Source organism: Streptomyces tanashiensis (genome assembly GCF_014648895.1).
Taxonomy (GTDB): domain Bacteria; phylum Actinomycetota; class Actinomycetes; order Streptomycetales; family Streptomycetaceae; genus Streptomyces; species Streptomyces tanashiensis.
On sequence record NZ_BMRZ01000004.1, the window covers coordinates 411766 to 435682 of the forward strand.

26 protein-coding genes are annotated in these 23917 nt (G+C 73.6%); 15 read left to right on the top strand and 11 right to left on the bottom strand.

Annotation, left to right across the window (positions count from 1 at the left end):
- Positions 1–11: 11 nt before the first annotated feature.
- Positions 12–659 carry a TetR/AcrR family transcriptional regulator gene (locus tag IE237_RS41355; RefSeq protein WP_189802897.1) on the bottom strand — a complete coding sequence of 216 codons (648 nt, stop codon included), beginning with the start codon at positions 657–659 and terminating at the stop codon, positions 12–14.
- A gap of 76 nt (positions 660–735) precedes the next feature.
- Between IE237_RS41355 and IE237_RS17520 the strand changes: the two genes are divergently transcribed.
- Positions 736–1674, top strand: a complete 939-nt coding sequence (locus tag IE237_RS17520; RefSeq protein WP_189802898.1) for a zinc-binding dehydrogenase — start codon at positions 736–738, stop codon at positions 1672–1674.
- 40 nt (positions 1675–1714) lie between these two features.
- Complete coding sequence (locus IE237_RS17525; RefSeq protein ID WP_189802899.1) at positions 1715–2929, top strand: glycosyltransferase; 1215 nt, start codon at positions 1715–1717, stop codon at positions 2927–2929.
- Here IE237_RS17525 and IE237_RS17530 read toward each other — a convergent pair.
- The 5 genes from IE237_RS17530 to IE237_RS17550 form a co-directional block, all read right to left on the bottom strand.
- Complete coding sequence (locus tag IE237_RS17530) at positions 2926–3393, bottom strand: winged helix DNA-binding protein (protein WP_189802900.1); 468 nt, start codon at positions 3391–3393, stop codon at positions 2926–2928. The genes IE237_RS17525 and IE237_RS17530 overlap by 4 nt on opposite strands.
- Before the next feature lie 134 nt (positions 3394–3527).
- A complete protein-coding gene (locus tag IE237_RS17535) occupies positions 3528–4601 on the bottom strand; it encodes an acyl-CoA dehydrogenase family protein (RefSeq protein ID WP_189802901.1) in 1074 nt (357 codons plus the stop codon).
- Complete coding sequence (locus IE237_RS17540) at positions 4598–5638, bottom strand: acyl-CoA dehydrogenase family protein (RefSeq protein ID WP_189802989.1); 1041 nt, start codon at positions 5636–5638, stop codon at positions 4598–4600. Before IE237_RS17540 ends, IE237_RS17535 begins: the two co-directional genes overlap by 4 nt.
- Positions 5638–6807 carry an acyl-CoA dehydrogenase family protein gene (locus IE237_RS17545; RefSeq protein WP_189802902.1) on the bottom strand — a complete coding sequence of 390 codons (1170 nt, stop codon included), beginning with the start codon at positions 6805–6807 and terminating at the stop codon, positions 5638–5640. Before IE237_RS17545 ends, IE237_RS17540 begins: the two co-directional genes overlap by 1 nt.
- Positions 6807–7697: an enoyl-CoA hydratase gene (locus IE237_RS17550; RefSeq protein ID WP_189802903.1), complete on the bottom strand. Its 891-nt coding sequence runs from the start codon at positions 7695–7697 to the stop codon at positions 6807–6809. Before IE237_RS17550 ends, IE237_RS17545 begins: the two co-directional genes overlap by 1 nt.
- A 45-nt stretch (positions 7698–7742) precedes the next feature.
- Between IE237_RS17550 and IE237_RS17555 the strand changes: the two genes are divergently transcribed.
- From IE237_RS17555 to IE237_RS17570, 4 genes are read left to right on the top strand one after another with little or no spacing between them, the layout of a single operon-like run.
- Positions 7743–8909 (top strand): acyl-CoA dehydrogenase family protein, encoded by a 1167-nt coding sequence (locus IE237_RS17555; RefSeq protein ID WP_189802904.1) that lies wholly within the window; start codon positions 7743–7745, stop codon positions 8907–8909.
- The gene (locus tag IE237_RS17560) at positions 8906–9694 is read left to right on the top strand and encodes an SDR family oxidoreductase (protein WP_189802905.1); all 789 of its coding nucleotides are present in this window, start codon (positions 8906–8908) and stop codon (positions 9692–9694) included. The genes IE237_RS17555 and IE237_RS17560 overlap by 4 nt, the downstream gene beginning before the upstream one ends.
- Positions 9691–10296: a TetR/AcrR family transcriptional regulator gene (locus IE237_RS17565; protein WP_189802906.1), complete on the top strand. Its 606-nt coding sequence runs from the start codon at positions 9691–9693 to the stop codon at positions 10294–10296. Before IE237_RS17560 ends, IE237_RS17565 begins: the two co-directional genes overlap by 4 nt.
- Positions 10297–10305: 9 nt before the next feature.
- Positions 10306–11463, top strand: coding sequence for an acetyl-CoA C-acetyltransferase (locus IE237_RS17570; RefSeq protein ID WP_189802907.1), 1158 nt, complete (start codon positions 10306–10308; stop codon positions 11461–11463).
- Positions 11464–11466: 3 nt separating this feature from the next.
- On the opposite strand, the gene IE237_RS17575 is transcribed toward IE237_RS17570, so the two are convergent.
- The 5 genes from IE237_RS17575 to IE237_RS17595 form a co-directional block, all read right to left on the bottom strand.
- On the bottom strand, positions 11467–12018 hold the full coding sequence (locus tag IE237_RS17575) for a VOC family protein (protein ID WP_189802908.1): 552 nt from the start codon (positions 12016–12018) through the stop codon (positions 11467–11469).
- Positions 12019–12115: 97 nt separating this feature from the next.
- A complete protein-coding gene (locus IE237_RS17580) occupies positions 12116–13180 on the bottom strand; it encodes an NAD(P)H-dependent flavin oxidoreductase (RefSeq protein ID WP_189802909.1) in 1065 nt (354 codons plus the stop codon).
- Positions 13177–13959 (bottom strand): CoA-transferase subunit beta, encoded by a 783-nt coding sequence (locus tag IE237_RS17585; protein WP_189802910.1) that lies wholly within the window; start codon positions 13957–13959, stop codon positions 13177–13179. Before IE237_RS17585 ends, IE237_RS17580 begins: the two co-directional genes overlap by 4 nt.
- The gene (locus IE237_RS17590; RefSeq protein WP_189802990.1) at positions 13956–14804 is read right to left on the bottom strand and encodes a CoA transferase subunit A; all 849 of its coding nucleotides are present in this window, start codon (positions 14802–14804) and stop codon (positions 13956–13958) included. Before IE237_RS17590 ends, IE237_RS17585 begins: the two co-directional genes overlap by 4 nt.
- Before the next feature lie 14 nt (positions 14805–14818).
- Positions 14819–15601: an enoyl-CoA hydratase family protein gene (locus IE237_RS17595; protein ID WP_189802911.1), complete on the bottom strand. Its 783-nt coding sequence runs from the start codon at positions 15599–15601 to the stop codon at positions 14819–14821.
- A 78-nt stretch (positions 15602–15679) separates the two neighbouring features.
- Here IE237_RS17595 and IE237_RS17600 point away from each other — a divergent pair, with 78 nt between their 5' ends.
- The 9 genes from IE237_RS17600 (at position 15680) to IE237_RS17640 (ending at position 23896) form a co-directional block, all read left to right on the top strand.
- Complete coding sequence (locus IE237_RS17600) at positions 15680–16456, top strand: SDR family oxidoreductase (protein ID WP_189802912.1); 777 nt, start codon at positions 15680–15682, stop codon at positions 16454–16456.
- A 25-nt stretch (positions 16457–16481) separates the two neighbouring features.
- The gene (locus tag IE237_RS17605; protein ID WP_189802913.1) at positions 16482–17393 is read left to right on the top strand and encodes an SDR family oxidoreductase; all 912 of its coding nucleotides are present in this window, start codon (positions 16482–16484) and stop codon (positions 17391–17393) included.
- 483 nt (positions 17394–17876) lie between these two features.
- On the top strand, positions 17877–18659 hold the full coding sequence (locus IE237_RS17610) for a 2-keto-4-pentenoate hydratase (protein ID WP_189802914.1): 783 nt from the start codon (positions 17877–17879) through the stop codon (positions 18657–18659).
- Positions 18660–18666: 7 nt separating this feature from the next.
- The gene (locus tag IE237_RS17615) at positions 18667–19578 is read left to right on the top strand and encodes an acetaldehyde dehydrogenase (acetylating) (protein WP_229842728.1); all 912 of its coding nucleotides are present in this window, start codon (positions 18667–18669) and stop codon (positions 19576–19578) included.
- 12 nt (positions 19579–19590) lie between these two features.
- Positions 19591–20613: a 4-hydroxy-2-oxovalerate aldolase gene (gene dmpG, locus IE237_RS17620; RefSeq protein WP_189802915.1), complete on the top strand. Its 1023-nt coding sequence runs from the start codon at positions 19591–19593 to the stop codon at positions 20611–20613.
- A gap of 25 nt (positions 20614–20638) precedes the next feature.
- A complete protein-coding gene (locus tag IE237_RS17625) occupies positions 20639–21793 on the top strand; it encodes a 3-ketosteroid-9-alpha-monooxygenase, oxygenase component (RefSeq protein ID WP_189802916.1) in 1155 nt (384 codons plus the stop codon).
- A gap of 1 nt (position 21794) precedes the next feature.
- Positions 21795–22067: a hypothetical protein gene (locus IE237_RS17630; protein WP_189802917.1), complete on the top strand. Its 273-nt coding sequence runs from the start codon at positions 21795–21797 to the stop codon at positions 22065–22067.
- Complete coding sequence (locus IE237_RS17635) at positions 22060–23106, top strand: ferredoxin--NADP reductase (RefSeq protein ID WP_189802918.1); 1047 nt, start codon at positions 22060–22062, stop codon at positions 23104–23106. Before IE237_RS17630 ends, IE237_RS17635 begins: the two co-directional genes overlap by 8 nt.
- Before the next feature lie 13 nt (positions 23107–23119).
- The gene (locus IE237_RS17640) at positions 23120–23896 is read left to right on the top strand and encodes an SDR family oxidoreductase (RefSeq protein WP_189802919.1); all 777 of its coding nucleotides are present in this window, start codon (positions 23120–23122) and stop codon (positions 23894–23896) included.
- Positions 23897–23917: the final 21 nt, after the last annotated feature.

Here is a 23917-nt window from a genome sequence, read left to right on the forward strand (position 1 = left end):
CGCACGTCCTCTCAGGCGTGCGGCTCGGCCCGCGCGGTGAGAACCGACGGCAGCTCGGCGGCCGTGGCACGGAGCCGGCGCACGAGGTCCTGGGGAGTGTGCCCGGACGGCTGGGCCACCCAGGAGTCAAGGGCCCGGTGGAACAGCACGACCAGCAGGTCGAGCGCCAGGCGGGCCCGCAGTTGCCCGTCGGGGCCCGGGAGGGCCAGGCGCCGGTCGACCAGGGCCAGCGCGGTACGCGTGGTGCGGTCGCAGAACGCGAGGCAGTGCGCGTCCATCGAGGGCGTGAGGGCCGCGAGCCGCCGGCCGGCCAGGACCAGCCCGGCCCATCCGTCGGCCGGCATCCGGCCGATCGCCTCCGCGAGGGCGTCCTCGAACAGGGTGAGGAGCGGCCGCCCGTCGGCCGGGCAGGTCTCCAGGACGTCCAGAAAGGCCACCCACACGTCCTGTGCGGGAGCCATGGCGACGTCCTCCTTGCTGTCGAAGTAGCGGAAGAAGGTCCGCTTCGACACCTCGGCCGCGTCGCAGAGCGCGTCCAGCGTCACTCCGTCGAAGCCTTGAGTGCCGAACAGCTCCAGCGCGGTGTCGATCAGCGCCTGCCGGGTGCGCAGCTTCTTGCGCTCGCGCAGCGGGAGCGTGGGGGAGGTTTCGGCCTTCATCGTCCACACTGTATCGGAGCGGCGAACGCCACCTATAGGCTTGTGCCACTGAGTGGCAGATTCTTGGAGGTTCCTCATGCGCGCCCTTCTCGTCGACCCCTCCGCCCCCGGCGGCCTCCGGCTCGGCACCGCCCCCGACCCCCGGCCCGCGCCCCACCAGGCCCTGGTCCGGGTGACGGCGACCTCGCTCAACCACGGTGAGATCACCTTCGGTCTCGGTGCCGCACCGACGGGCTCGGTCCTCGGCTGGGACGCCGCCGGAGTCGTCGAACGGGCCGCCGCGGACGGATCCGGCCCCGCCGTCGGCACTCCCGTGGTGACCCTGATGCCCGACGGCGCCTGGGCCGAACTCCGCGCGGTCGACACCGCCCTGATGGGCGCCGCCCCCGCCGGGGCCGACCCGGCCGCCCTCGCGACCGTCCCCGTCGCCGGCGCGAGCGCCCTGCGCGCCCTGCACCGCCTCGGCCCGCTCCTCGGCCGCGACGTCCTGATCACCGGCGCCACCGGCGGTGTCGGACGGTACGCCGTCCAGCTCGCCCGCGCCGCGGGCGCCCGTGTCGTGGCCTCGACGAGCTCCCCGGCCGTCAACGGTGAACTCCTCCGCAGCCTCGGGGCGCACGAGGTGGTCGGGACGCCGAAGGAGGTCTCCCGGCCGGTGGACGGAGTCGTCGACCTGGTCGGCGGACCGCTGCTGGTGGATGCGTACGGCACCCTCGGCGAAGGCGGCACCCTGGTCGCCCTCGGGCACTCCGCGGGTACCGGTGAGGACTTCCCGTTCGGGGCGCTCTTCGGTGACCAGGGCCGCCACGACCGGTCCGTCGTGACCTTCTTCCTGCTCGGCTGCGCCGGCCTCGACCGCGACCTCGGCTGGCTCGCCCGCCGTGTCGCCGAGGGGGCCCTGGACCCGGGCATCACCTGGCGCGGCGGCTGGGAGGACGCGGCGGACGCGGTCGCCGCCCTGACCGCCGGAGACCTGCACGGCAAGGCGGTCCTGACGTTCGGTCAGGTGGGGTGATCACCGGCGTGCCGGTGCCGTCCGGGTGCAGAATCGCGTCATGCGCATTGTGATCATCACCGCCGGATCCCGGGGCGACGTCGCGCCCTTCACCGGACTGGGGCGGCGCCTCCGCGACGCGGGCCATCAGGTGGCCGTGGCCGCCCACCCCTCCTTCGCCGCGCTCGTCGGCGGGTGCGGTCTCGAGCACCTGCCCGTGCCCGGAGACCCGCAGGAGCTGATCCGCGACTGGGCCCGCGCGGGTTCGCGGGAGGAGGCCCAGGCGCTGACGAGGGTGTACGTGGACGGGCTCGCCGATGGGGTGGCCGAGGCGGTGGCGGGCGGAGCCGACCTGCTGCTCACCGCCCACGGTCCCGCCCCGCTGAGCCGGACGGCCGGCGAGGCGGCCGGCATTCCCGTCGTCGGCACCTATCTCGTGCCGTCCTTCGCGACCCGGCGGTTCCCGCTGCCCAACGCTCGGAGCACCGACGACACCGGCCCGGAGGGGAACCTCGCCGCGGGCCAGGACGTACTGAGGCGCGCCGAAGGGGTCCTCGCGGGCGGCGTGACCCGGCTGCGCGAGCGCCTCGGGCTGCCCGCCGGCACGCCCTCGGCCGCGGAGGACATCCGGCCGGCCTTCCACGGCTACAGCCCCCTGGTGCTGCCCCGCCCCGAGGACTGGCCGTCCGGGGTCGGGGTCGCGGGGTACTGGTGGCCCGCGCGGCCGGACGGCTGGCAACCCCCACCCGCTCTGGCCGACTTCCTCCAGGCCGGTCCGCCACCGGTGTTCCTCGGCTTCGGCAGCATGGCGCCGGGGGAGGGGGAGCGGCTCGGCGAGCTGGTGACCGGGGCGGTGAAGCGGGCGGGCGTACGGGCGGTGGTGCAGGCGGGCTGGGCCGGGTTGAGCGGGCGGGGCTCCGACGTCCTGGCCATCGGTGACGTGCCGCACGACTGGCTGTTCCCGCGCACCGCCGCCGTCGTCCACCACGCCGGGGCGGGCACCACCGGCGCCGGCCTGCGGGCGGGCGTGCCCGCCGTGCCCGTCCCCGTCATGGCCGACCAGCCGTTCTGGGCGGCCCGGCTGCACGGGCTGGGGGTGGCGCCCCGTCCTCTGCCGTTCCGGGACCTGACCGCCGAAGCCCTGGGCGACGCGATCACGGCCTGCGTGTCGGAGCCCGCCCTCCGCCGCCGCGCCGCCGAGCTCGCCCGCGGGATCGCCGCGGAGGACGGCGCCGCCCGGGTGCTCGCCCACATCGACGCGCTGGACAGGCCCTAGTCGACGGGGTGGCCGGTGTTCCGGAGCATCTGCCGGAGCACCTTCAGGGCCGTGACGTAGTCGGCGTCGTCGATGCCCTCGTGGATGCGCGCGCGGATCGCCGGGGCGTGCCGCTTGAAGTCGACACGAGCCGCCTCTCCGGCCTCGGTGATCCACAGCCGCCCCTCGTCGTCGAGGCGGAGCCATGCGCGCTCGACGAGGGCCCGCGACTCGGTCGTCAGGTCGTCCTCCGGCCGCAGGTAGGAGCGCATCGCCTCGCGCAGCTCGGGGACGGTCATGCCGTGCCCGTCGGCCGAGATGTCGTTCGCGGACAGGTTGCGCAGCAGCCAGAACTGAGGCTGGGTGAAGCCGTGTTCGGCCTGCCGTGCCCTCGTGAAGGCGATGAGGGACTCGTAGGCGAGCCCGGTCCAGTACGCGGCCGGCTGGGTGGCGAGCTGGGCGTCGGAGAGGTGCGGGGTGGTCATGTCCGGTGCTCCCTGGGGGTGGTGGCCAGTGAGATCACCGTAAAACCTGAAGTTTGGTCGAGGTCAAGCGCTCGTGGGTGGGAAGCCGGGGCGCCGTGAGCATCCCGGCGCCCCCGCCCCCCCTCACCCCCTGGTCACGCCGCCGTCAGGCCCAGTGCGGCCGCCAGGCGCACCCGGTGCCAGGCCGGGGGCCCGAACAGCTGGGCGGAACCGTGCGCCCGCTTGAAGTAGCGGTGGGCGTCGTGCTCCCAGGTGATGCCGATGCCGCCGTGCAGCTGGATCATCTCGCCCGCCACCGCCGAGAACGCCTCCGAACAGGCGGACTTGGCGGCGGCCGCCAGGCGGGGCAGCTCCGGGGTGCCGTCGTCCGCGGCGAAGGAGGCGCCGAGCGCGGCCGAGCGCGCCGACTCCACCAGGACGTACGCGTCGGCGAGGCGGTGCTTGACCGCCTGGAAGGAACCGATGGCCCGGCCGAACTGGACCCGCTCCCGGGCGTAGGCCAGCGTGAGTTCGAGGCAGCGCGAGGCGGCGCCGACCTGTTCGGCGGCGAGCGCCGCGCAGGCCAGGTCGAGCACGTGAGCCAGCACCCGGGCGCCCGAGCCCTCCGCCCCGACGAGCCGGCCCTCCGCCTCCGTGAGCACCACCCGCGCCTGCGCCCGGGTGGAGTCCATCGTCACGGTCGCCTCGCGCGAGACGCCCGCGCCGTCCGCGGGCACCTCGAAGAGCGAGACCCCCGCTTCCGAACGGGCCGCCACGAGCAGGACCCCGGCTCCCGCACCGTCGAGGACGTGCTCCTTGGTCCCGGTGATCCGCCACGTCCCGCCGGGCCCGCGCGTCGCCTCGGCCCGTACCGCCGACGGGTCCCAGGAACCGCGCTCGGCCCAGGCCAGAGCCCCCACGACGGCACCCGACGCCAGGTCCGGCAGCAGCCGCGCGCAGGCCTCCCCGTCGCCCGAGGCGAGCAGCGCCCGTACCACCAGTACGGCGGAGCCGAGGTACGGGACGGGGCTCAGCTCCCGTCCCAGCTCCTCCATCACCACATGGACCTCCCGGGCCCCGTACCCGGCGCCGCCGTACTCCTCGGGGACGGCGAGCCCCGCGACGCCGATCTGCTCGGTCAGCGGCCGCCAGGCCGCCTCCCCCGCGTGACGTCCGAGCGCGGCCCGTACAGCGGATCGCAGTTCTTCCTGCTCCTCCGTCAGCCTCATGCCTCCGCTCCTCTCGATGCCGCACGGGTACGGGGCTGCTGTGCGGCCGGGGCGGGCGCGAGGACGCGGGCGCGGCAGGCCGCGGGGGTGCCCCAGGCGTCGCGGAGGGGCCGGGCCTTGCGGATCCACAGCGCGAGGTCCAGCTCCTCCGTGTAGCCGACGGCCCCGTGGAGCTGGAGGGCGGTGCGGGCGGCGGCGTACGCGGCCTCGCCGGCCGTGACCTTCGCGGCGGCCACCTCGGCGGAGCGGTGGTCCGCTCCCTCCGCGAGGGCCAGGGCGGCCGAGTGGAGCAGGGGCCGGGCGAACTCCAGGGCGATGAGCGTGTCGGCGAGGCGGTGCTTCACCGACTGGAAGGAGCCGATGGCGACCCCGAACTGGGTGCGCTGCCGTACGTACTCCACGGTCCGGTCGAGAAGGGCCCGCCCGAGGCCCAGGGACTGGGCGGCGGTGGCCAGGGCGGCGACCTCGGCGGCGTGCGCGGCGGCGGTGGCCACCGCCGGGCCCCGCGCCAGGACGGTTCCGCCGAGGGGGCGGGCCAGCCGGCGCGCGGGGTCGGCCGAGGGCTGGACGGGACCGGCCGTCTCCGCCAGGCGCACGGTGTCGCCCTCGACGACGAGCACGGCGTCGGCGGCGTCCGCGTCCAGGGCGTAGGGGCTGCCGGCGGCCGGCACGCACAGGGTGACGACCGTCTTCCCCGAGGCGATCTGCGGCAGCAGGGCGGCGGAGGCGTCGTCGCCGAGCCGGTCCAGGAGCGCCGCCGCGGCGACCGTCTCCACCACCGGTCCGGGCACGGCGTGGCGGCCCAGCTCGCTGAAGGCGACGGCCAGTTCGAGGGGCAGCGGGCCGAGCCCTTCGTGCCGCTCGGGGACGGCGAGGGCGAAGACGCCCGCCTCCGCGAGCCGTGACCAGAGCGCGCGGCCGGGCGCGGTGTCCCCGGCGGCCCAGGCCCGTGCGACCGCGGGGGCGTCGGCCGCGGTGAGCATGGCGTCGAGGGAGCGGGCGAACTCCCGCTGCTCGTCGTCGAGGAGGAACCGCATCACCGGCGTCCCTTCGGGAGGCCGAGCAGGCGCTCGGCGATGATGTCGCGCTGGATCTCGTTGGTGCCGGCGTAGATGGGGCCGGCGAGGGAGAAGGTGTGGCCCTCGGCCCAGCCGCCGTGCGCGGGCGCGTCCGCGGCTCCGTCGGACAGTTCGCCGTACGGGCCGAGCAGATCGAGGGCGGTCTCGTGGAGCGCGATGTCGAGTTCGGACCAGAAGACCTTGTTGAGGCTGGACTCGGCGCCGATCGAGCCCCCGGCGGCGATGCGGGAGGCGCCCGCGTACGCGAACAACCGGTAGGCGCGGGCTCCGATGACGGCGTCGGCGACCCGGTCGCGCAGGGCGGTGTCGGAGGGATCGGCGGTCTCCCGCCACAGGTCCGTGAGCCGCTCGGCGGCGGCCGTGAACCGGCCGGGGCTGCGCAGGGTGAGGCCGCGCTCGTTGCCCGCGGTGCTCATCGCGACCCGCCAGCCCTGCCCGGGCGCGCCGATGACGTCCTCGTCGGGGACGAACACGTCGTCGAGGAAGAGTTCGGCGAAGGCGGGCTTGCCGTCGAGGCGCCCGATGGGGCGTACGGTCACCCCGTCGGCGTCCAGCGGGAACATCAGGTACGTCAGGCCCTGGTGCGGCTTCGGGGTGTCGGGGTCGCTGCGGAACAGGCCGAAGGCGCGGTCGGCGAAGGCCGCCCGGGACGACCAGGTCTTCTGGCCGCGCAGCAGCCAGCCGCCCTCGGTCCGTTCGGCCGTGGAGCGCAGCGAGGCGAGGTCGGAGCCGGACTCCGGCTCCGACCAGGCCTGGGCCCAGATGACCTCGCCGCTCGCCATGGAGGGCAGGATGCGGGCGCGCTGCTCGTCGGTGCCGTGCTCGAAGAGGGTGGGGGCGAGGAGGCTGATGCCGTTCTGGCTGACCCGGCCGGGGGCGCCGGCCGCGTAGTACTCCTCCTCGAAGATCAGCCACCGGAGGATCGAGGCGCCCCGGCCGCCGTACTCCTCGGGCCAGGAGACCACCGACCAGCGGTCGTCGGAGAGGGTCCGCTCCCAGAGCCGGTGGGCCGCGAAGCCCTCCTCCGTCTCCAGGGAGGGCAGGGGGGTGTCGGGCACGTGGGCGGTGAGCCAGGCGCGGGCCTCGGCCCGGAAGGCGTCCTCCGCCGTGGAGAAGTCGAGGTCCATCAGGCTCCCGCCTCCCGGGGGTAGGGGGGTCGTCCCCCGGAATGTCGCCGCATCGAGGCTATGTCCATGCCGCCCAGCGCGTCGGGGGCGGTCTCGGCGTTGTGCGCGTGCGCGAGGTGGTGCAGGCCGAAGACCGAGTCCATGCCGGTGTGCAGGCCCTGGAGGTCCTCGGCCTGGTTGACGGCGCGCTTGGTCAGGGCCAGGCCCATACGGGGCATCTCGGCGATCCTGGAGGCCAGTTCCATGGTGCGTCCGGCGAGTTCCCCGGTCGGGACGACCCGGTTGACCATGCCGACCTCGTAGGCGCGCCGCGCGTCCATCCGGTCGCCGGTGAAGAGGAACTCCTTGGCGATCCGCGGCGGCATCACCCACGGGTGGGCGAAGTACTCGACGCCGGGGATGCCCATGCGCACCACCGGGTCGGCGAAGAACGCGTCCTCGGCGGCGACGATGAGGTCGCACACCCAGGCGAGCATCAGGCCGCCCGCGACGCAGGCGCCCTGCACCGACGCGACCATGGGCTTGGGCAGTTCGCGCCAGCGTCGGCACATGCCCAGGTAGACCTCGGACTCGCGGGCGAAGCGGCTCTCCGCTCCCCGCTTGTCCGAGTGGTCCCACCAGAGTCCCGCCTTCCGTTCGAAGGGCAGGTGGGCGTCCCGCTCGGGGGTGCCGATGTCGTGGCCGGCGGAGAAGTGCTTCCCCGCTCCGGCGAGCACGACGACCTTGACCTCGTCGTCGTCGGCCGCGCGGTAGAAGGCGCGGTCGAGGGCGTAGGTCATCGCGGAGTTCTGGGCGTTGCGGTAGTCGGGCCGGTCCATCGTGACCACGGCCACCGGGCCGAGGCGTTCGTAGCGGACCGGTGCCGTGGATGTGGTGCGGGCAGCGGACATCCGCCCTCCTTCCCTAACAAGTGTTTGGTAGGTTAACGTACGGCCATGAGCGACGTCGAGGAGTTCCGCAGAGAGGTCCGCGGCTGGCTGCGCGCCAACCTCACGGGCGAGTTCGCCGCCCTGCGCGGGCGCGGCGGCCCCGGACGGGAACACGAGGCACACGCCGAACGCCTTGCCTGGGAAAGGCACATGGCCGCCGCCGGGTGGACCTGCGTCGGCTGGCCCAAGGAGTACGGCGGACGGGGCGCGACCCTGCGGCAGCAGGTCGCCTTCCACGAGGAGTACGCCCTCGCCGACGCCCCCGCCCGCGTCAGCCACATCGGCGAACAGCTCCTGGGACCCACCCTCATCGCCTTCGGCACCCCCGAACAGCGCGAGCGCTTCCTGCCGAGGATCGTCACCGTCGAGGAGCAGTGGTGCCAGGGCTACTCGGAGCCGGACGCCGGCTCCGACCTGGCCAACGTACGGACCCGCGCCGAACGCGACGGCGACGACTGGGTCGTCACCGGACAGAAGGTGTGGACCTCACTCGCGCACGAGGCCGACTGGTGCTTCGTCGTCGCCCGCACCGAACCCGGATCGACCCGCCACCACGGCCTGTCCTACCTGCTCGTCCCCCTGGACCAGCCCGGAGTGGAGATCAGGCCGATCGTCCAGCTCACCGGGACCTCGGAGTTCAACGAGGTCTTCTTCGACGGGGCCCGCACCCACGCCTCCCACGTCGTCGGCGCCCCCGGCGACGGCTGGAAGGTGGCCATGGCCACCCTCGGCTTCGAGCGGGGCGTGTCCACCCTCGGCCAGCAGGTCGGCTTCCGCCGCGAGCTGGAAGCCCTCGTCGACCTGGCCAGGCACAACGGCGCGGCCGGCGACCCCCTGATCCGCGACCGCCTCGCCCGCGCCTGGATCGGCCTGGAGACCATCCGGTTCAACGCCCTGCGCATGCTCGACGGCGTCGCCGCCGGAGCCCCCGGCCCCGAGGCCTCCATCGGGAAGATCTTCTGGGCCACCTGGCACCGGGAGCTGGGCGAACTCGCCATGGACGTCTGCGGGGCCGAGGGGATGCTGGCCGACGGCGCACCGTACGACCTCACCGACTGGCAGCGGCTCTACCTCTTCTCCCGCTCCGACACCATCTACGCCGGCTCCAACGAGATCCAGCGGAACATCATCGCCGAGCGCGTCCTCGGCCTGCCCAAGGAGGTCCGCCCATGACCGGCACCCCACCCCCCTACGTGCCGGGCCACGGCCTGCTCGCCGGCCGCGCCGCCGTCGTCACCGCCGCCGCGGGCGCCGGAATCGGGGGAGCGACCGCCCGGCGGCTCCTGGAGGAGGGCGCGCGGGTCGTCGTCTCCGACGCCCACGCCCGCAGACTCAAGGAGTCCGAGGCCGAGCTGGCCGCCGAGTTCGGCGCGGACCGCGTCGCCGCCCTGCCCTGCGACGTCACCGACGAGACCCAGGTCGCCGCGCTGTTCGACCTCGCCGTGGAGCGCCACGGACGCCTCGACATCGTCGTCAACAACGCCGGCCTCGGCGGCACCGCCGACCTGGTCGACATGGCGGACGAACAGTGGGACAAGGTCCTCGACGTCACCCTGAACGGCACCTTCCGCTGCACCCGCGCCGCACTGCGCCGGATGAAGGCCGCGGGCGCCGGGGGCGTCGTCGTCAACAACGCCTCGGTGGTCGGCTGGCGGGCCCAGAAGGGTCAGGCCCACTACGCCGCCGCCAAGGCCGGCGTGATGGCCCTCACCCGCTGCGCCGCCCTGGAGGCCGCCGCGTACGGAGTGCGGGTCAACGCCGTCTCCCCGAGCCTCGCCATGCACCCCCACCTGGTGAAGGTCACCACCCCCGAACTCCTGGAGGAGCTGACCTCCCGCGAGGCCTTCGGGCGCTACGCGGAGCCCTGGGAGGTGGCCAACGTGATCGTCTTCCTGGCCAGCGGCTACTCCTCGTACCTGACGGGCGAGGTCCTCTCCGTCAGCAGCCAGCACCCGTGAGACCGGCGCCGGAGCGGCGCCGCGAGATCCTGGACACGGCCGCCGAGGTGTTCGCCGCCCAGGGGTACGACGCCACCACCGTCCGCCGCATCGCCGACGCCGCCGGCCTGCTCGCGGGCAGCCTCTACTACCACTTCGACTCCAAGGAGTCGATGCTCGACGAGATCCTCCGCGCCTTCCTGGACGAGCTGTGGGCCCGGTACGACGCCGTGCTCGCCGCGGTGCTCGGCCCCCGGGAGACCCTGGAGGCCCTCGTCACCGAATCGTTCCGGGAGATCGACCGGCACCGCGCCGCCGTCGCCATCTACCAGAAGGAGTCCAGGCACCTGCGCGAGCAGCCGCGCTTCGGCTATCTCGCCGGCTCGCAGCGGAGGTTCGAGCAGGCCTGGCTCAGGACCCTGGAGCGCGGCGTGGCCGCCGGGGTCTTCCGCACCGACCTCGACGTCCGGCTCACCTACCGCTTCGTGCGCGACACCGTCTGGGTCGCCGCGTCCTGGTACCGGCCGGGCGGACAGCACAGCCCGGAGGAGATCGCCCGCCAGTACCTGTCGATGGTGCTGGAGGGCGTCGCCCTCCGTGACGGACACCGGACGTACGACTAAGGAGTGACCATGGCCGAGGCCTACATCGTCGAAGCGGTACGCACCCCGGTCGGCAGGAGGAACGGCGGCCTTTCCGCCGTCCACCCGGCCGACCTCGGAGCCCATGTGCTCAAGGCCCTCATGGAGCGCTCGGGCGCCGACCCGGCCGCCGTCGAGGACGTCGTCTTCGGCTGCCTGGACACCGTCGGCCCGCAGGCCGGCGACATAGCCCGCACCAGCTGGCTGGCCGCCGGACTGCCCGAGGAGGTGCCCGGCACGACCGTCGACCGGCAGTGCGGCTCCTCCCAGCAGGCCCTGCACTTCGCCGCACAGGGCGTCCTGTCCGGGACCCAGGACCTGGTCGTCGCCGGCGGCGTGCAGAACATGTCGATGATCCCCATCGCCTTCGCCAGCCGCCAGGCCGCCGACCCGCTCGGCCTGACCGAGGGCCCGTACGCCGGCTCCGAGGGCTGGCGCGCCCGCTACGGCGACCAGCCGGTCAACCAGTTCCACGGTGCCGAGCTCATCGCCGCCAAGTGGGGCATCTCCCGCCAGGACATGGAGGAGTTCGCCCTGCGCTCGCACCGGCGGGCCGCCCGCGCCATCGACGAGGGCCGCTTCGACCGCGAGATCGTCGCCTTCGGGGACGTCACCGCCGACGAGGGCCCGCGCCGCGACACCACCCTGGAGAAGATGGCCGGACTCAAGCCGCTGGTCGAGGGCGGCCGGCTGACCGCCGCGGTCTCCTCGCAGGTCTCCGACGGGGCCTCGGCGATGCTGATCGCCTCGGAGCGCGCCGTGCGCGAGCACGGCCTGACGCCGCGCGCCCGCGTCCACCACCTGTCGGTGCGGGGCGAGGACCCGATCCGCATGCTGTCCGCCCCGATCCCGGCGACGGCGTACGCGCTGAAGAAGGCCGGGATGACGCTCGACGACATCGACCTGGTGGAGATCAACGAGGCCTTCGCCTCGGTCGTCCTCGCCTGGCTGAAGGAGACCGGCGCCGACCCCGAGAAGGTCAACGTCAACGGCGGCGCCATCGCCCTCGGCCACCCGCTCGGCGCGACCGGCACGAAGCTGACCACCACCCTGCTGCACGAACTGGAGCGCACCGGAGGCCGCTACGGCCTCCAGACGATGTGCGAGGGCGGTGGTCAGGCGAACGTGACGATCATCGAGCGCCTCTGACGGTCATCGAGCGTCTGTGACGCTTCCCGGGTCGCCGAAGAGCCTCTGCCACACGGCGTGATCGGTGCGGGGACCGCCGGGGGTCTCCGCGCCGTACACCTCGATCTCCGCCTCGATGTCCAGCGGGAGGGTGGGGGAGGTCATCGCCGTCAGCTCCCCGACCACCGCGTGGTCGGGGACCAGCCAGCACACCTCGAACTCGATGCCGTCCGGGTCCCGGGCGTAGAGGGCCTTGGTGGAGGCGTGGTTGCTCGCCCCGGTGAGGGCCCCGGCCCCGGCCAGCCGGGTGCGCATGCGCCGCAGCTCGGCGAGGGTGTCCACCTCCCAGGCCAGGTGGTACAGGCCGACCCGCCCGGTGGCCCGCGCGGAGCCCCGTTCGGGGGACTGGAACAGGCCGAGGTCGTGGTCGTTGGCGGAGCCCGCCGCCTGGAGGAACGCCGCCCCGGGGAACGCCTGCGGCAGCGGCCGGAATTCGAGGACGTCGCGGTAGAAGGCGAGGCTGCGCTCCAGGTCGGAGACGAAGAGGACGGCGTGGTTCAGCCGCTGGATCGGCATGGCGGTTCCGTTCGGGGTCGGTGCGGGGAGACAAGGGGTCGAGACGCGTGTCCGCCGGGGTGACGGTACCCCGGCGGACATCTGCGCAGGGCGGGGGTCAGTCCGTGCCGGGCAGGGTGTGGAGCGCGGCCCGTGCCTCGGCCATGAGGCGGTCGACGAGCTCGGCGCAGGACGGCAGGTCGTCGATCAGACCCGCGACCTGCCCGGAGGCCATCACGCCCAGATCGGTGCGGCCGTCGACCATGGACGCCTTGAGCAGCATGGGCGTGTTGGCGGCCAGCAGGATCTGGCTCCACGTCAGGTCCTTGCCGTGCTTCATCGCCAGGCCGTCCCGGACCATCTGCGCCCAGCTCATGCGGGACTCGCGCCGGAAGGCCGCGGCGTGCCGGACCGCCCGCAGCAGCGAGGCGGCCCGGCCGGAGCGCTCCAGCGCGTCGACCAGTTCGGTCCGGAGCATCCGGTGCGGCAGTCCGTCCACCTTGGTGGTGACGGTGACGTCCGTGACCGCCGCGGCGAGGTAGCGGGCCTTCACCGCGTCGGGGACCGTGCTGTCGGAGGTGAGCAGGAAGCGCGTGCCCATGGCGATCCCGGCCGCGCCGTAGGCGAGGGCCGCGACCAGGCCGCGCCCGTCGTGGAAGCCGCCGGCGGCGACCACCGGTATGTCGACGGCGTCCACGACCTGCGGGAGCAGGACGGTGGTGGCGACGCTGCCGGTGTGGCCCCCGCCCTCCCCGCCCTGCACGATCACCGCGTCGGCTCCCCACGCCGCGACCTTCTCGGCGTGCCGCCTGGCCCCGATGGAGGGGATGACGACGACGCCCGCGTCCTTGAGCCGCGCGATCAGCTCGCGGGACGGCGCGAGTGCGAACGAGGCGACCCGCACGCCCTCGTCGATGATGATCCGGACGCGCTCGGCCGCGTCCCCGGCGTCCGCGCGCAGGTTCACGCCGAAGGGCGCGTCCGTGCGGGACTTCACCTCGCGCACCGCGGAGCGGAGCTGGTCGACGGTCATGGTCGCCGAGGCCAGGATCCCGAGCGCGCCGGCCTCGGCGGTGGCCGAGACCAGGCGGGGACCGGCCACCCACCCCATGCCGGTCTGCACGACGGGGTGGCGCACCCCGACGAGCTCGGTGAACCGGGTGGCGATCACGGCGTCTCTCATGAGGGGACCTCCCGGTCGCGCAGCCCCTTCGGGTCGATCTCCTCGCGGATCAGCCGCAGTTCCTCGGCGGTGGGCTCACGGGTGTACGGCACGTCGTCGGGGACGGTCAGCGCGAAGCCGGTGGCCGCCACGACCTCCTCGACGGTGACGCCCGGGTGCAGCGAGCGCAGCCGCATGGTGCGCTCCGGCGTCTCGAAGTCGAAGACGCCCAGATCGCTGATGACGTCCGACAGGCGGTGGTAGCGGCTCGCGGAGGGTCCCGCCGCGGCGGCACGGTCGTGGCCGACGCCGCAGACCATGTCGACCCGCTCGACGAAGACGCGCGTCGAGTGCTTGGGGATCCAGTAACTGGTCGGGTTGTTGAGGGTGTTGACCGGGGCGCCGCGGACTCCGAGGAGCTGGCGCTTCGGCTGCGCCCAGTCGCCGATGCAGCTGATGTTCTGGTTGCCGTACCGGTCGATCTGGCTCGCGCCCATCATCACGTGCCGGCGCCCGGTGGTGACCAGGGCCAGGTGCTGACGGTACGGCAGCCAGCCCTCCACCACCCGGGGCGCGGCGCCGATCGCCGGAACGTCGGCGATGAGCCGCGCCTCCCCGTCGGTCAGCAGCAGGTCGGGGGAGAAGGTGAGCTTCGCGAGGCGGGCGCCGATCATCGGGACGGTGCCCATGGGGGAGGCCAGGATCTCGCCGGCGTCCCGCCATGCCTCGGCGCAGGCGAGGACGCAGTACTCGGCCCGCGTGGCCGTCCCGGCCGTGGTGGTGGTGTCGGTGCCGCTCATGCTTCCTCCTCGTGGAACGCCGCGACCGCGGCCTGGTAGGCGTCCTCGTCGCCGGACAGGAAGCGGGCGGTGAACTCCCGCCAGGCCTCCGGGTCCCGGGCCGCCTTGACGTAGGCGCGCTGGAAGGCCTCGTCCCGGTCGTAGTCGGGGGCGCAGGAGGTGAAGTGCGCGCCGTTCGGGGTCTCGACGACACCGTCGACGAAGGCGCGCTTGAGCAGCAGCGACTGCGGTCCCGTGTCCTTGAGCAGCTCCGGGGTCTCCACGATCCGCTCGCAGGAGACGTACGCCGCGTCGGCGGCCTCGCAGAACAGGTCGTCGAAGTACGGGTCGGGGCCGAGGTACTGGCCGTTGCCGTGCGTGTCGGCGCGGTTGAGGTGGACGAGCGCGGCGTCCAGGCGGAGCGCCGGCACGGCGACGAGCTCCTCGCGGTCGGCGTACGGGGACGTGATCGTCCGCAGCGAGGGGTTGACGGTCATCACGTCCGAGGCGAGCCCGGCCCGGATGGGCATGAAGGGCAGCCGGTGCACGGCGGCGGTCAGGCCCCACATGACCATGGCCTCGTCCAGCTCCACCAGCTCGAAGGCGCCGCGCTGCCGGGCCGCGACGAAGTGCGGCTCCAGGGGGATGGAGTCGAGCGTGGTGAAGGCCGTGACCAGCTTGCGGATCTTCCCGGCCGCGGCGAGGAGGCCGACGTCCGGGCCGCCGTACGAGACGACGGTCAGATCGGTGAGGTCGGAGCGCAGCAGCGCGCGTACCAGGGCCATCGGCTTGCGCCGCGAGCCCCAGCCGCCGATGCCGATCGTCATCCCGCTCCCGAGGCGGCCCACGACCTCCTCGGGGGTCATCGTCTTGTCCCTGCTCACGACTGCTGCTCCTTGTCCGTGTCGATGGCCGAGTCCTGGCCGGCCCTGCCGAACGTGTCGCGCACCCGGTCGGCGACGCCGCTGAGGTTGGCCTCGAAGGTGAAGCCCTGTTCGAAGCGGTAGCTGCGGTGGACGTCCACCGGGTCGATGCCGTTGATCGCGGCCTTGGCGAGCCGGATCAGTTGCCCGTCCTTGGCGGCGATCTCCCGGGCGAGTTCGAGCGCCGCGTCGAGCAGCCGCTCGCGGGGCACGACCCGCCAGACCGAGCCGTGCCGGTGCAGCTCCTCGGCGGTGACCGTGCGCGAGGTGTAGTAGAGGGCCCGCATCAGCTGCTGCGGGACGAGCCGGGCCAGGTGCGTGGCGGCGCCGAGCGCGCCCCGGTCCAGCTCGGGCAGGCCGAAGGTCGCGTCCTCGGAGGCGACGATCGCGTCGGCGTTGCCGACCAGGCCGATGCCGCCGCCGAGGCAGAAGCCGTGCACGGCGGCGACCACCGGCACCTCGCAGTCGTAGACGGCGGCGAAGGCCTCGTAGCAGCCGCGGTTGGCGCCCAGGAGGGCGTCGTGCCCGGGCGTGCGCTGGATCTCCTTGATGTCGACGCCCGCGTTGAAGCCGCGGCCCTCCGCGGTGAGCACGACGCAGCGCACCTCGGGATCGGCACCGGCGGCCCGTACCGCGGCGGCGAGGTCGTACCAGCCCTTTACGGGGAGGGCGTTGACCGGGGGGAAGTCGACGGTGACGACGGCGATGCCCTTGTCGGGGGCGGAGGTGGAGACACCCATGAGCAGATCAGCTACCTTTCCACCAAACGTTTGTTAGGTGGAAGATAGCAGCGGTTCGCGCGCTGCGGGAGGTGTCCATTGCCAGTCACCATCGATCTGTCGGGATCCGTCGCCGTCGTCACCGGCGGCACGAGGGGCGTCGGCGCGGGGATCACCAGAACCCTGCTCGAAGCCGGCGCGGAGGTCGTGACCTGCGCGCGAAGGGCCCCCGACAAGCCCGTCGAGGCAGCCGGGCGCACGGCCCGCTTCCTCCCCGTCGACCTGCGCGACCCGGCCGCCGTCGCGGACTTCTTCGACCGGGTGCGCGACGACCACGGACGGCTGGACGTCCTGGTCAACAACGCCGGGGGGACGCCCTTCCGGATGCTCGGCGACGGTGCGGCCGAACAGCAGGCCCGGGTCGTCGAACTGAACCTCGTCGCCCCCCTGACCGCCTCCCTCGCCGCGTACGAGGTGATGCGCCGTCAGGCTGTCGGCGGCTCCATCATCATGATCGGCAGCGTCAGCGCCACCCGCCCCTCGCCGGGCAGCGCCGCCTACGGAGCCGCCAAGGCGGGCCTGGACAACCTCGCCAGGTCCATGGCGGTCGAATGGGCGCCCCTGGTACGGGTCAACACGCTCGTCCCCGGCATGGTGCGCACCGAACTCTCCCACCTGCACTACGGGGACGAGGACGGCATCGCCTCCGTCGGCCGCACCGTACCGCTCGGCCGGCTCGCCGAGCCCTCCGACATCGGCGACGCCTGCGTCTTCCTCGCCTCCGAACGGGCCGCGTACATCAGCGGCGCCAGCCTGCTCGTGCACGGAGGCGGGGAACGTCCGGCCTTCCTGGACGCGGCCACGGCCAACCACTGAAACCACTCACCGAAAGGCACCCACCATGACTGGACTGTGCAACGGACGCGTCGTCGTCGTCACCGGCGCCGGCCGCGGGCTCGGCCGCGCGCACGCGCTCGCCTTCGCCGCCGAGGGCGCCAAGGTCGTCGTCAACGACCTCGGCGTCGGCCTCGACGGCACCGGAGCGGGAGCCGGGCCCGCCCAGCAGGTCGTCGACGAGATCACCGCCTCGGGCGGCGAGGCGGTCGCCCACGGCGGCGACATCGCCACCGCCGACGGCGCGGCCTCGCTCGTCGCCACCGCCCTCGACGCCTTCGGCCGCCTCGACACCCTCGTCAACAACGCCGGCTTCCTGCGCGACCGCATGCTGGTCAACCTCGGCGAGGACGACTGGGACGCCGTCATGCGCGTCCACCTCAAGGGCCACTTCCTGCCGCTCCGGCACGCCGCCGCGTACTGGCGGGCGGAGGCCAAGGCCGGACGCGAGCCCGTCGCCCGCGTGATCAACACCAGCTCCGGCGCGGGCCTGCTCGGCAGCGTCGGCCAGGGCAACTACGCCGCCGCCAAGGCCGGGATCGTCGGCCTGACCCTGGTCGCGTCCGCCGAGATGGGCCGGTACGGGGTCCAGGTCAACGCGATCGCCCCCGCCGCGCGCACCCGGATGACCGAGCAGACCTTCGCGGAGACGATGGCCGCGCCCTCGGGGGGCGGTTTCGACGCGATGGCCCCGGAGAACGTCTCCCCGCTCGTCGTCTGGCTGGGCTCCGCGGCCTCGGCCTGCGTCACCGGGCGGGTCTTCGAGGCCGAGGCGGGCCGGATCACGGTCATGGAGGGCTGGCGTCCCGGCCCGACGGCCGACAAGGGCGCGCGCTGGACGCCGACGGAGGCGGGCGAGACGACCCTGAAACTCCTGGCGGCCGCGGAGCCCCCGCACCCGGTGTACGGCACGCACTGACCCGACGCGTCCTGCCGGCGCACGGCGCCCGCACCCGGCCCCCGCGCGGGCCCACGGCCGCGTCCCTGAGTGGGCCCACGCCCCGCGCCGTGTGGGCAATCGTCCCGCATGGGGGTCCCCCCTGGACGAAGTCCTTGGGGGAGGGACGGGTGGGCACACGGGACGGCGCCCTTCAGCGGCGCCCCCGCGTTCCGCGCCTGGACCCGCACCACCAGCGTGCTGCACCCGTGGTGTGGGTCAGGGCGCGGGAGCCTCTGGCGCCGGCAGGGCGCCGTCCGTTGTGCCCACCCGTTCCGCCCCAGCGGAACGAATGCCCACAACGGGCGGGCGCGGCGCGCAACAGGCGGGCCCGGCGCGTGACCCGGGCTCCGACAACTGGCCCCGTGAGGGTTTCCCGCTCACCGGGAACGGGCGCTCCCGGCGGGCCGCGGCACCGGCCTAGCCTCGCCGGACAGCCCCAACCGCCCGCAGGAGGGACCCGCCATGCTCACGGACCGCCAGAGACACGAGGCGGCCGAGCTGCTGCGCTCCGCCGAACACGGTGTCACGCCGATCGCCCCGCTGACCGAGGCGTACCCCGGCATCGACACCGAGGACGCGTACGAGATCCAGCTCGTCAACATCCGGCACCGCCTCGCGGCCGGGGCGGAGGTGCGCGGCCACAAGGTCGGCCTGTCCTCCCCGGTCATGCAGCGGATGATGGGCGTCGACGAACCGGACTACGGCCATCTGCTCCACGACATGGAGCTGCGGTCCGACGTCCCCGTCACCGCCGCCCGCTACTGCTCTCCGCGCGTCGAGGTCGAGGTCGGCTTCGTCCTCGGCGACGACCTGCCGGGCGAGGGCTGCACCCCGGCGGACGTCCTCGCGGCCACCGAGCGCGTCGTGCCCGCGCTGGAGCTGATCGACAGCAGGATCCGCGACTGGCGGATCACCATCGCCGACACCATCGCGGACAACGCCTCCTCCGCCGGATACGTGATCGGGGAGGGCCGGGACCCCCGCGAGCTCGACCTCAAGGCGATCGACGCCCGGCTGAGCAGCGGCGGTGAGCTCCTCGCCGAGGGCCGCAGCGACGCCGTGCTCGGTGACCCGGCCCTCTCCGTCGCCTGGCTCGCCCGTACCGTCGCCCGCTTCGGCGTGCCCTTGAGGAAGGGGCACGTGGTGCTGCCCGGTTCGTGCACCCGGGCCGTCGACGTGGCGCCCGGGGCCGTCTTCACGGCCGAGTTCACCGGCCTCGGCTCCGTCTCCCTCTCGTTCATCTGAGGTGATCATGACCATCAAGACAAAGGCGACCGCCGCCATCGTCGGATCCGGCAACATCGGCACCGACCTGCTGTACAAGCTCCTGCGCTCCGAGCACGTCGAACCCCGCTGGATGATCGGCGTCGACCCGGCGAGCGAGGGCCTCGCCCGCGCCGCCCGGGCAGGCCTGGAGGCCAGCCACGAGGGCGTCGAACGGCTCCTCGCCCAGGACGAGAAGCCCGACATCGTCTTCGAGGCCACCAGCGCCTCCGTCCACCGGGCCAACGCCCCCCACTACGCCGAACTCGGCATCAAGGCCGTCGATCTCACCCCGGCGGCCGTCGGCCCCGCCGTCGTGCCGCCCGCCAATCTCCGCGAGCACCTCGACCGGCCCAACGTCAACATGATCACCTGCGGCGGACAGGCCACCATCCCCATGGTGTACGCGGTCTCCCGCGTCGTCCCGGTGGCGTACGCGGAGATCGTCGCCTCGGTCGCCTCCGTCTCCGCCGGCCCCGGAACCCGCGCGAACATCGACGAGTTCACCCGTACCACCTCGCGCGGCATCGAGAGCATCGGCGGTGCCGAACGCGGCAAGGCCATCATCATCCTCAACCCGGCCGAGCCGCCCGTCATGATGCGCGACACCGTCTTCTGCGCCGTCCCCGAGGACGCGGACCGGGCCGCCATCGCCCTCTCCGTCAAGGAGATCGCCGACCAGGTCGCCGCCTACGTGCCCGGCTACCGGCTGCGCGCGGAACCGCAGTTCGACGATCCCAGCCCGGAGAACGGCGGGATGGCCCGCGTCGCGATCTTCCTGGAGGTGGAGGGCGCGGGCGACTACCTGCCGCCCTACGCCGGAAACCTCGACATCATGACCGCCGCCGCCACCAAGGTCGGCGAGGAGTTCGCCCAGGCGATCCTCGCTCCCGGCGCATAAGGAGCACCTCGCATGCCCTACTCGGACACCCTCGACATCAGGATCACCGACTCCTCGCTGCGCGACGGCTCGCACGCCAAGCGGCACCGGTTCACCGCCGAGGACGTACGGTCCGTCGTCGCCGCCCTCGACGACGCCGGCGTCCCCGTGATCGAGGTGACGCACGGCGACGGGCTCGGCGGATCCTCCTTCAACTACGGCTTCTCCAGGACCCCCGAACAGGAACTGATCAAGGTCGCGGCCGACACCGCGCGGCGGGCCAGGATCGCCTTCCTGATGCTCCCCGGACTCGGCGTCAAGGACGACATCCGCGCCGCCCACGGCAACGGCGCCGGCATCTGCCGCATCGCCACCCACTGCACCGAGGCCGACATCGCGGAACAGCACTTCGGACTCGCCCGGGAGAGGGGCCTGGAGACCGTGGGCTTCCTGATGATGGCCCACTCCACGACCCCCGGTGAACTCGCCCGACAGGGCCGCATCATGGCCGACGCGGGCTGCCAGTGCGTGTACGTGGTCGACTCGGCCGGCGCCATGGTCATGGACGACGTGACCGCCCGGGTGGAGGCCCTGGTCTCCGAGCTCGGCGACGACGCCCAGGTCGGCTTCCACGGACACGAGAACCTGGCCCTCGGCACCGGCAACTCCATCGCCGCGATCAAGGCCGGAGCCCTGCAGATCGACGGCTCCACCCGCCGGCTCGGCGCCGGCGCGGGCAACACGGCCGTCGAGGCCCTGGTCGCCGTCTGCGCCAAGATGGGCATCCGCACCGGCATCGACGTACTGAAGATCATCGACGCGGCCGAGGACGTGGTCCGCCCGGTCATGGACGACGAGTGCCGGCTCGACCGGCTCGCCCTGCTGATGGGCCACGCCGGCGTCTACTCCAGCTTCCTCAAGCACGCCTACCGGCAGGCCGAGCGCTACGGCGTCTCCGGCGCCGAGATCCTCCTGCGCGCGGGCGAACGCCGGCTGGTCGGCGGCCAGGAGGACCAGCTCATCGACATCGCCGTGGAACTCGCCGCACAGCACTGAACCGACGGAAACCAGGAGGGACGAGATGACCGCTCTCGACGACGAGGTCAGGATCATCGAGACGGGCAGGCCGCCGACGCGCTTCGCCCGGGGCTGGCACTGCCTCGGCCTCGCCGAGGACTTCAAGGACGGCCGGCCGCACGAGATCGAGGCCTTCGGCACCAAGCTGGTGGTCTTCCGGGGCGAGGACGACGGGCAGCTGCACGTCCTCAACGCCTACTGTCCGCACATGGGCGGCAACCTCGCCCAGGGCACCGTCAAGGGCGACGCCGTCGCCTGCCCCTTCCACGACTGGCGCTGGTCGGGCGACGGCCGCTGCGCCGGGATCCCGTACGCCCGCCGCGTCCCGCCGCGCGCCAGGACCCGTGCCTGGATCTCCCTGGAGCGGAACAGGCAGCTCTTCGTCTGGAACGACCCGGAGGGCAACCCGCCGCCCCCCGAGGTGACCGTCCCCGAGATCGCGGGCATCCACGGCCCGGACGCCGACCAGTGGAGCGACTGGACCTGGAAGACCCTCCGGGTCGAGGGCGCCAACTGCCGCGAGATCGTGGACAACGTCGTCGACATGGCGCACTTCTACTACGTCCACTACGCGTTCCCCGAGTACTTCAAGAACGTCTTCGACGGCCACGTCGCCACCCAGTACATGGAGAGCAGCCCCCGCGGAGACATGGAACTGGGCACCCTCAGCTCCGGCCGCCTGCGCTCCGACGCCTCCTACTTCGGCCCCTCGTACATGATCGACCACCTCTACAGCGACGTCGGCGGCGGCGCGGAGATGGAGATCGTCCTGATCAACTGCCACTACCCGATCGACGCCGACAGCTTCCTGCTCCAGTACGGGGCGATCGTGCGGCGGCTGCCCGGGATGACGGACGAGCAGGCCGCCGAGGCCGCACGGCTCACCGCCGAGGGAGCCACCGTCGGCTTCGAGCAGGACGTGGAGATCTGGCAGAACAAGACCCGGATCGACAACCCCCTGCTCACCGAGGAGGACGGCCCGGTCTACCAGCTGCGCCGCTGGTACGAGCAGTTCTACGTCGACGTCGCCGACGTCAAGGACGAGATGACCCGCCGCTTCGAGTTCGAGATCGACACCCAGCGCGCCAACACGGCATGGCGCGCAGAGGTCGAGGAGAACCTGGCGCGCCGCGCGGCGGAGACCGGAACCGGAGCCTGACATGCGAGCGGTGGAGTGCGCGGCCTGCGGCAACCAGGTCCTGTGCGAGAAGTTCAGCGTCGCCCACACCTCCGTGCAGTGGACGGCCGACGCGGCTGTCGTCTGCGCGGAGTTCCGCGACCGGGTGGGGCCGGGCGGGACCACCGCCCGGGTGCGGACCTGCGGGGCACTGCGGGCGAGCATCGACCGCGCGGTCGAGGACGGGAGCCTGACCGTGAGCGCCCTGGAGCCCGGAGTCCCGGGCAGCGGTACGCGGGAGGCCGTCGATGCCTGAGCCCACGACCGGGTCCCGCACCCACCGGCTGCGCGTCGTCGAGGTCATCGCCGAGACGGCCGACGCGCACTCCCTGGTGCTCCAGGCGCCCCCGGAGAGCGCCGACCGCTTCACGTACCGCCCCGGGCAGTTCCTCACCCTGAAACTGCCCGGCGCGGACGGGAGACCCGCCGCCCGGTGCTACTCCCTCGCCAGCTCGCCCCACACCGGCGAGCCCCTGAAGATCACCGTCAAACGGGTCGCCGGCGGGTACGGCTCCAACTGGGTCTGCGACCGCCTCGCGGCCGGGGACGAGCTGGAGGTGCTGCCGCCGGCCGGCACCTTCACCCCGGACTCCCTCGACGGCGACCTGCTGCTCGTCGCCGGAGGCAGCGGCATCACCCCCGTCCTGTCGATCGCCAAGTCGGCCCTGGCCGGGGGCCGGGGCCGGGTGGCCCTGCTGTACGCCAACCGCGACGAGTCCTCGGTCGTCTTCCGCGACGAGCTGAGGGCGCTGGCCCAGGACCATCCGCACCGGCTGCTGGTGGTCCACTGGCTGGAGTCGCTCCAGGGCCTGCCCTCGGTGGACCGGCTGGCCGCCGCGCTCGCGCCGTACGCCGGCCGGGAGGCCTTCGTCTGCGGCCCGCAGCCGCTCATGGACGCCGTCGAGCAGGCCCTTCGCACGCTCGGCGCGCCCGGCGACCGCATCCACCGGGAGCGGTTCTTCTCGCTCGGCGCGGACGTCTTCGACGCTCCGGCGGTGCCCCGGGGCGCGGCGGCCGGGGGCGGCGGCACGGCCGAGGTCGAGCTCGACGGCGAGACCCACACGGTCGCCTGGCCGTCGGCCGCCCCGCTGCTCGACGTGCTCCTGGCCGCCGGGGTGGACGCCCCGTACTCCTGCCGGGAGGGCGCCTGCAGCGCCTGCACCTGCCGGGTCGTGGCGGGCGAGGTCACGATGCTCCGCAACGACGTCCTGGACGACCAGGACATCGCCGAGGGGTACGTCCTGGCCTGCCAGGCCCTCCCGCTCACCGACCGGGTCGAGATCACCTACTCCTGAGGAGGAGACCGTCATGTCCCGAACCTGTCTCGTCACCGGAGCGGCCTCCGGCATCGGCGCGGCCACCGCGGCCCTCCTGCGGAAGCGGGGCCACACCGTCATCGGCGCCGACCGCGACGAGGGCGACATCCGGGCCGACCTGTCCACGGCCGGGGGCCGGGCCGAACTCGTCGCCCGGGCCCGCGAGCTGACCGGCGGCCGTCTCGACGCCGTCGTCTCCTGCGCGGGCGTCGCCCACTTCGACCCCGTCACCGTCCGGGTCAACCACTTCGGTGCCGTGGCCACGCTCGACGGTCTGCGCCCGCTGCTCGCGGCCGGCACCGACCCGCGGGCCGTGGTCGTCGGATCCGTCGACTCCGTCCACCCGACCGACCCCGCGATCGTGGACGCCGCCCTCGCCGGGGACGAGGACGCGGCGGTGGCCGCCGCACGCGCGGCCGTCGACCGCGGCGAGGGGCACCTCGTCTACTCCTCGTCCAAGGCGTCGGTCTCCCGCTGGGTCCGCCGCGCCGCCCCCACCGACGCGTGGGCGGGCGCGGGCGTCCCGCTGAACGCCGTGGCGCCGGGTGTGGTCGTCACACCCCTGACGCAGCCGCTGCTCGACGACCCGGAGATGCGGGGACTCGTCGAGCGGAGTGTGCCGATGCCCCTGCACGGCCATGCCCGCCCCGAACAGATCGCCCCGCTGATCGCCTGGCTGGCCTCGCCCGAGAACGCCCTCGTGACCGGGCAGGTCGTCTTCGCCGACGGGGGCGCCGACGCGGTCCTGCGCGGCGACCGCACCTGGTGAGCGCACCGGATCCGGCCTCCA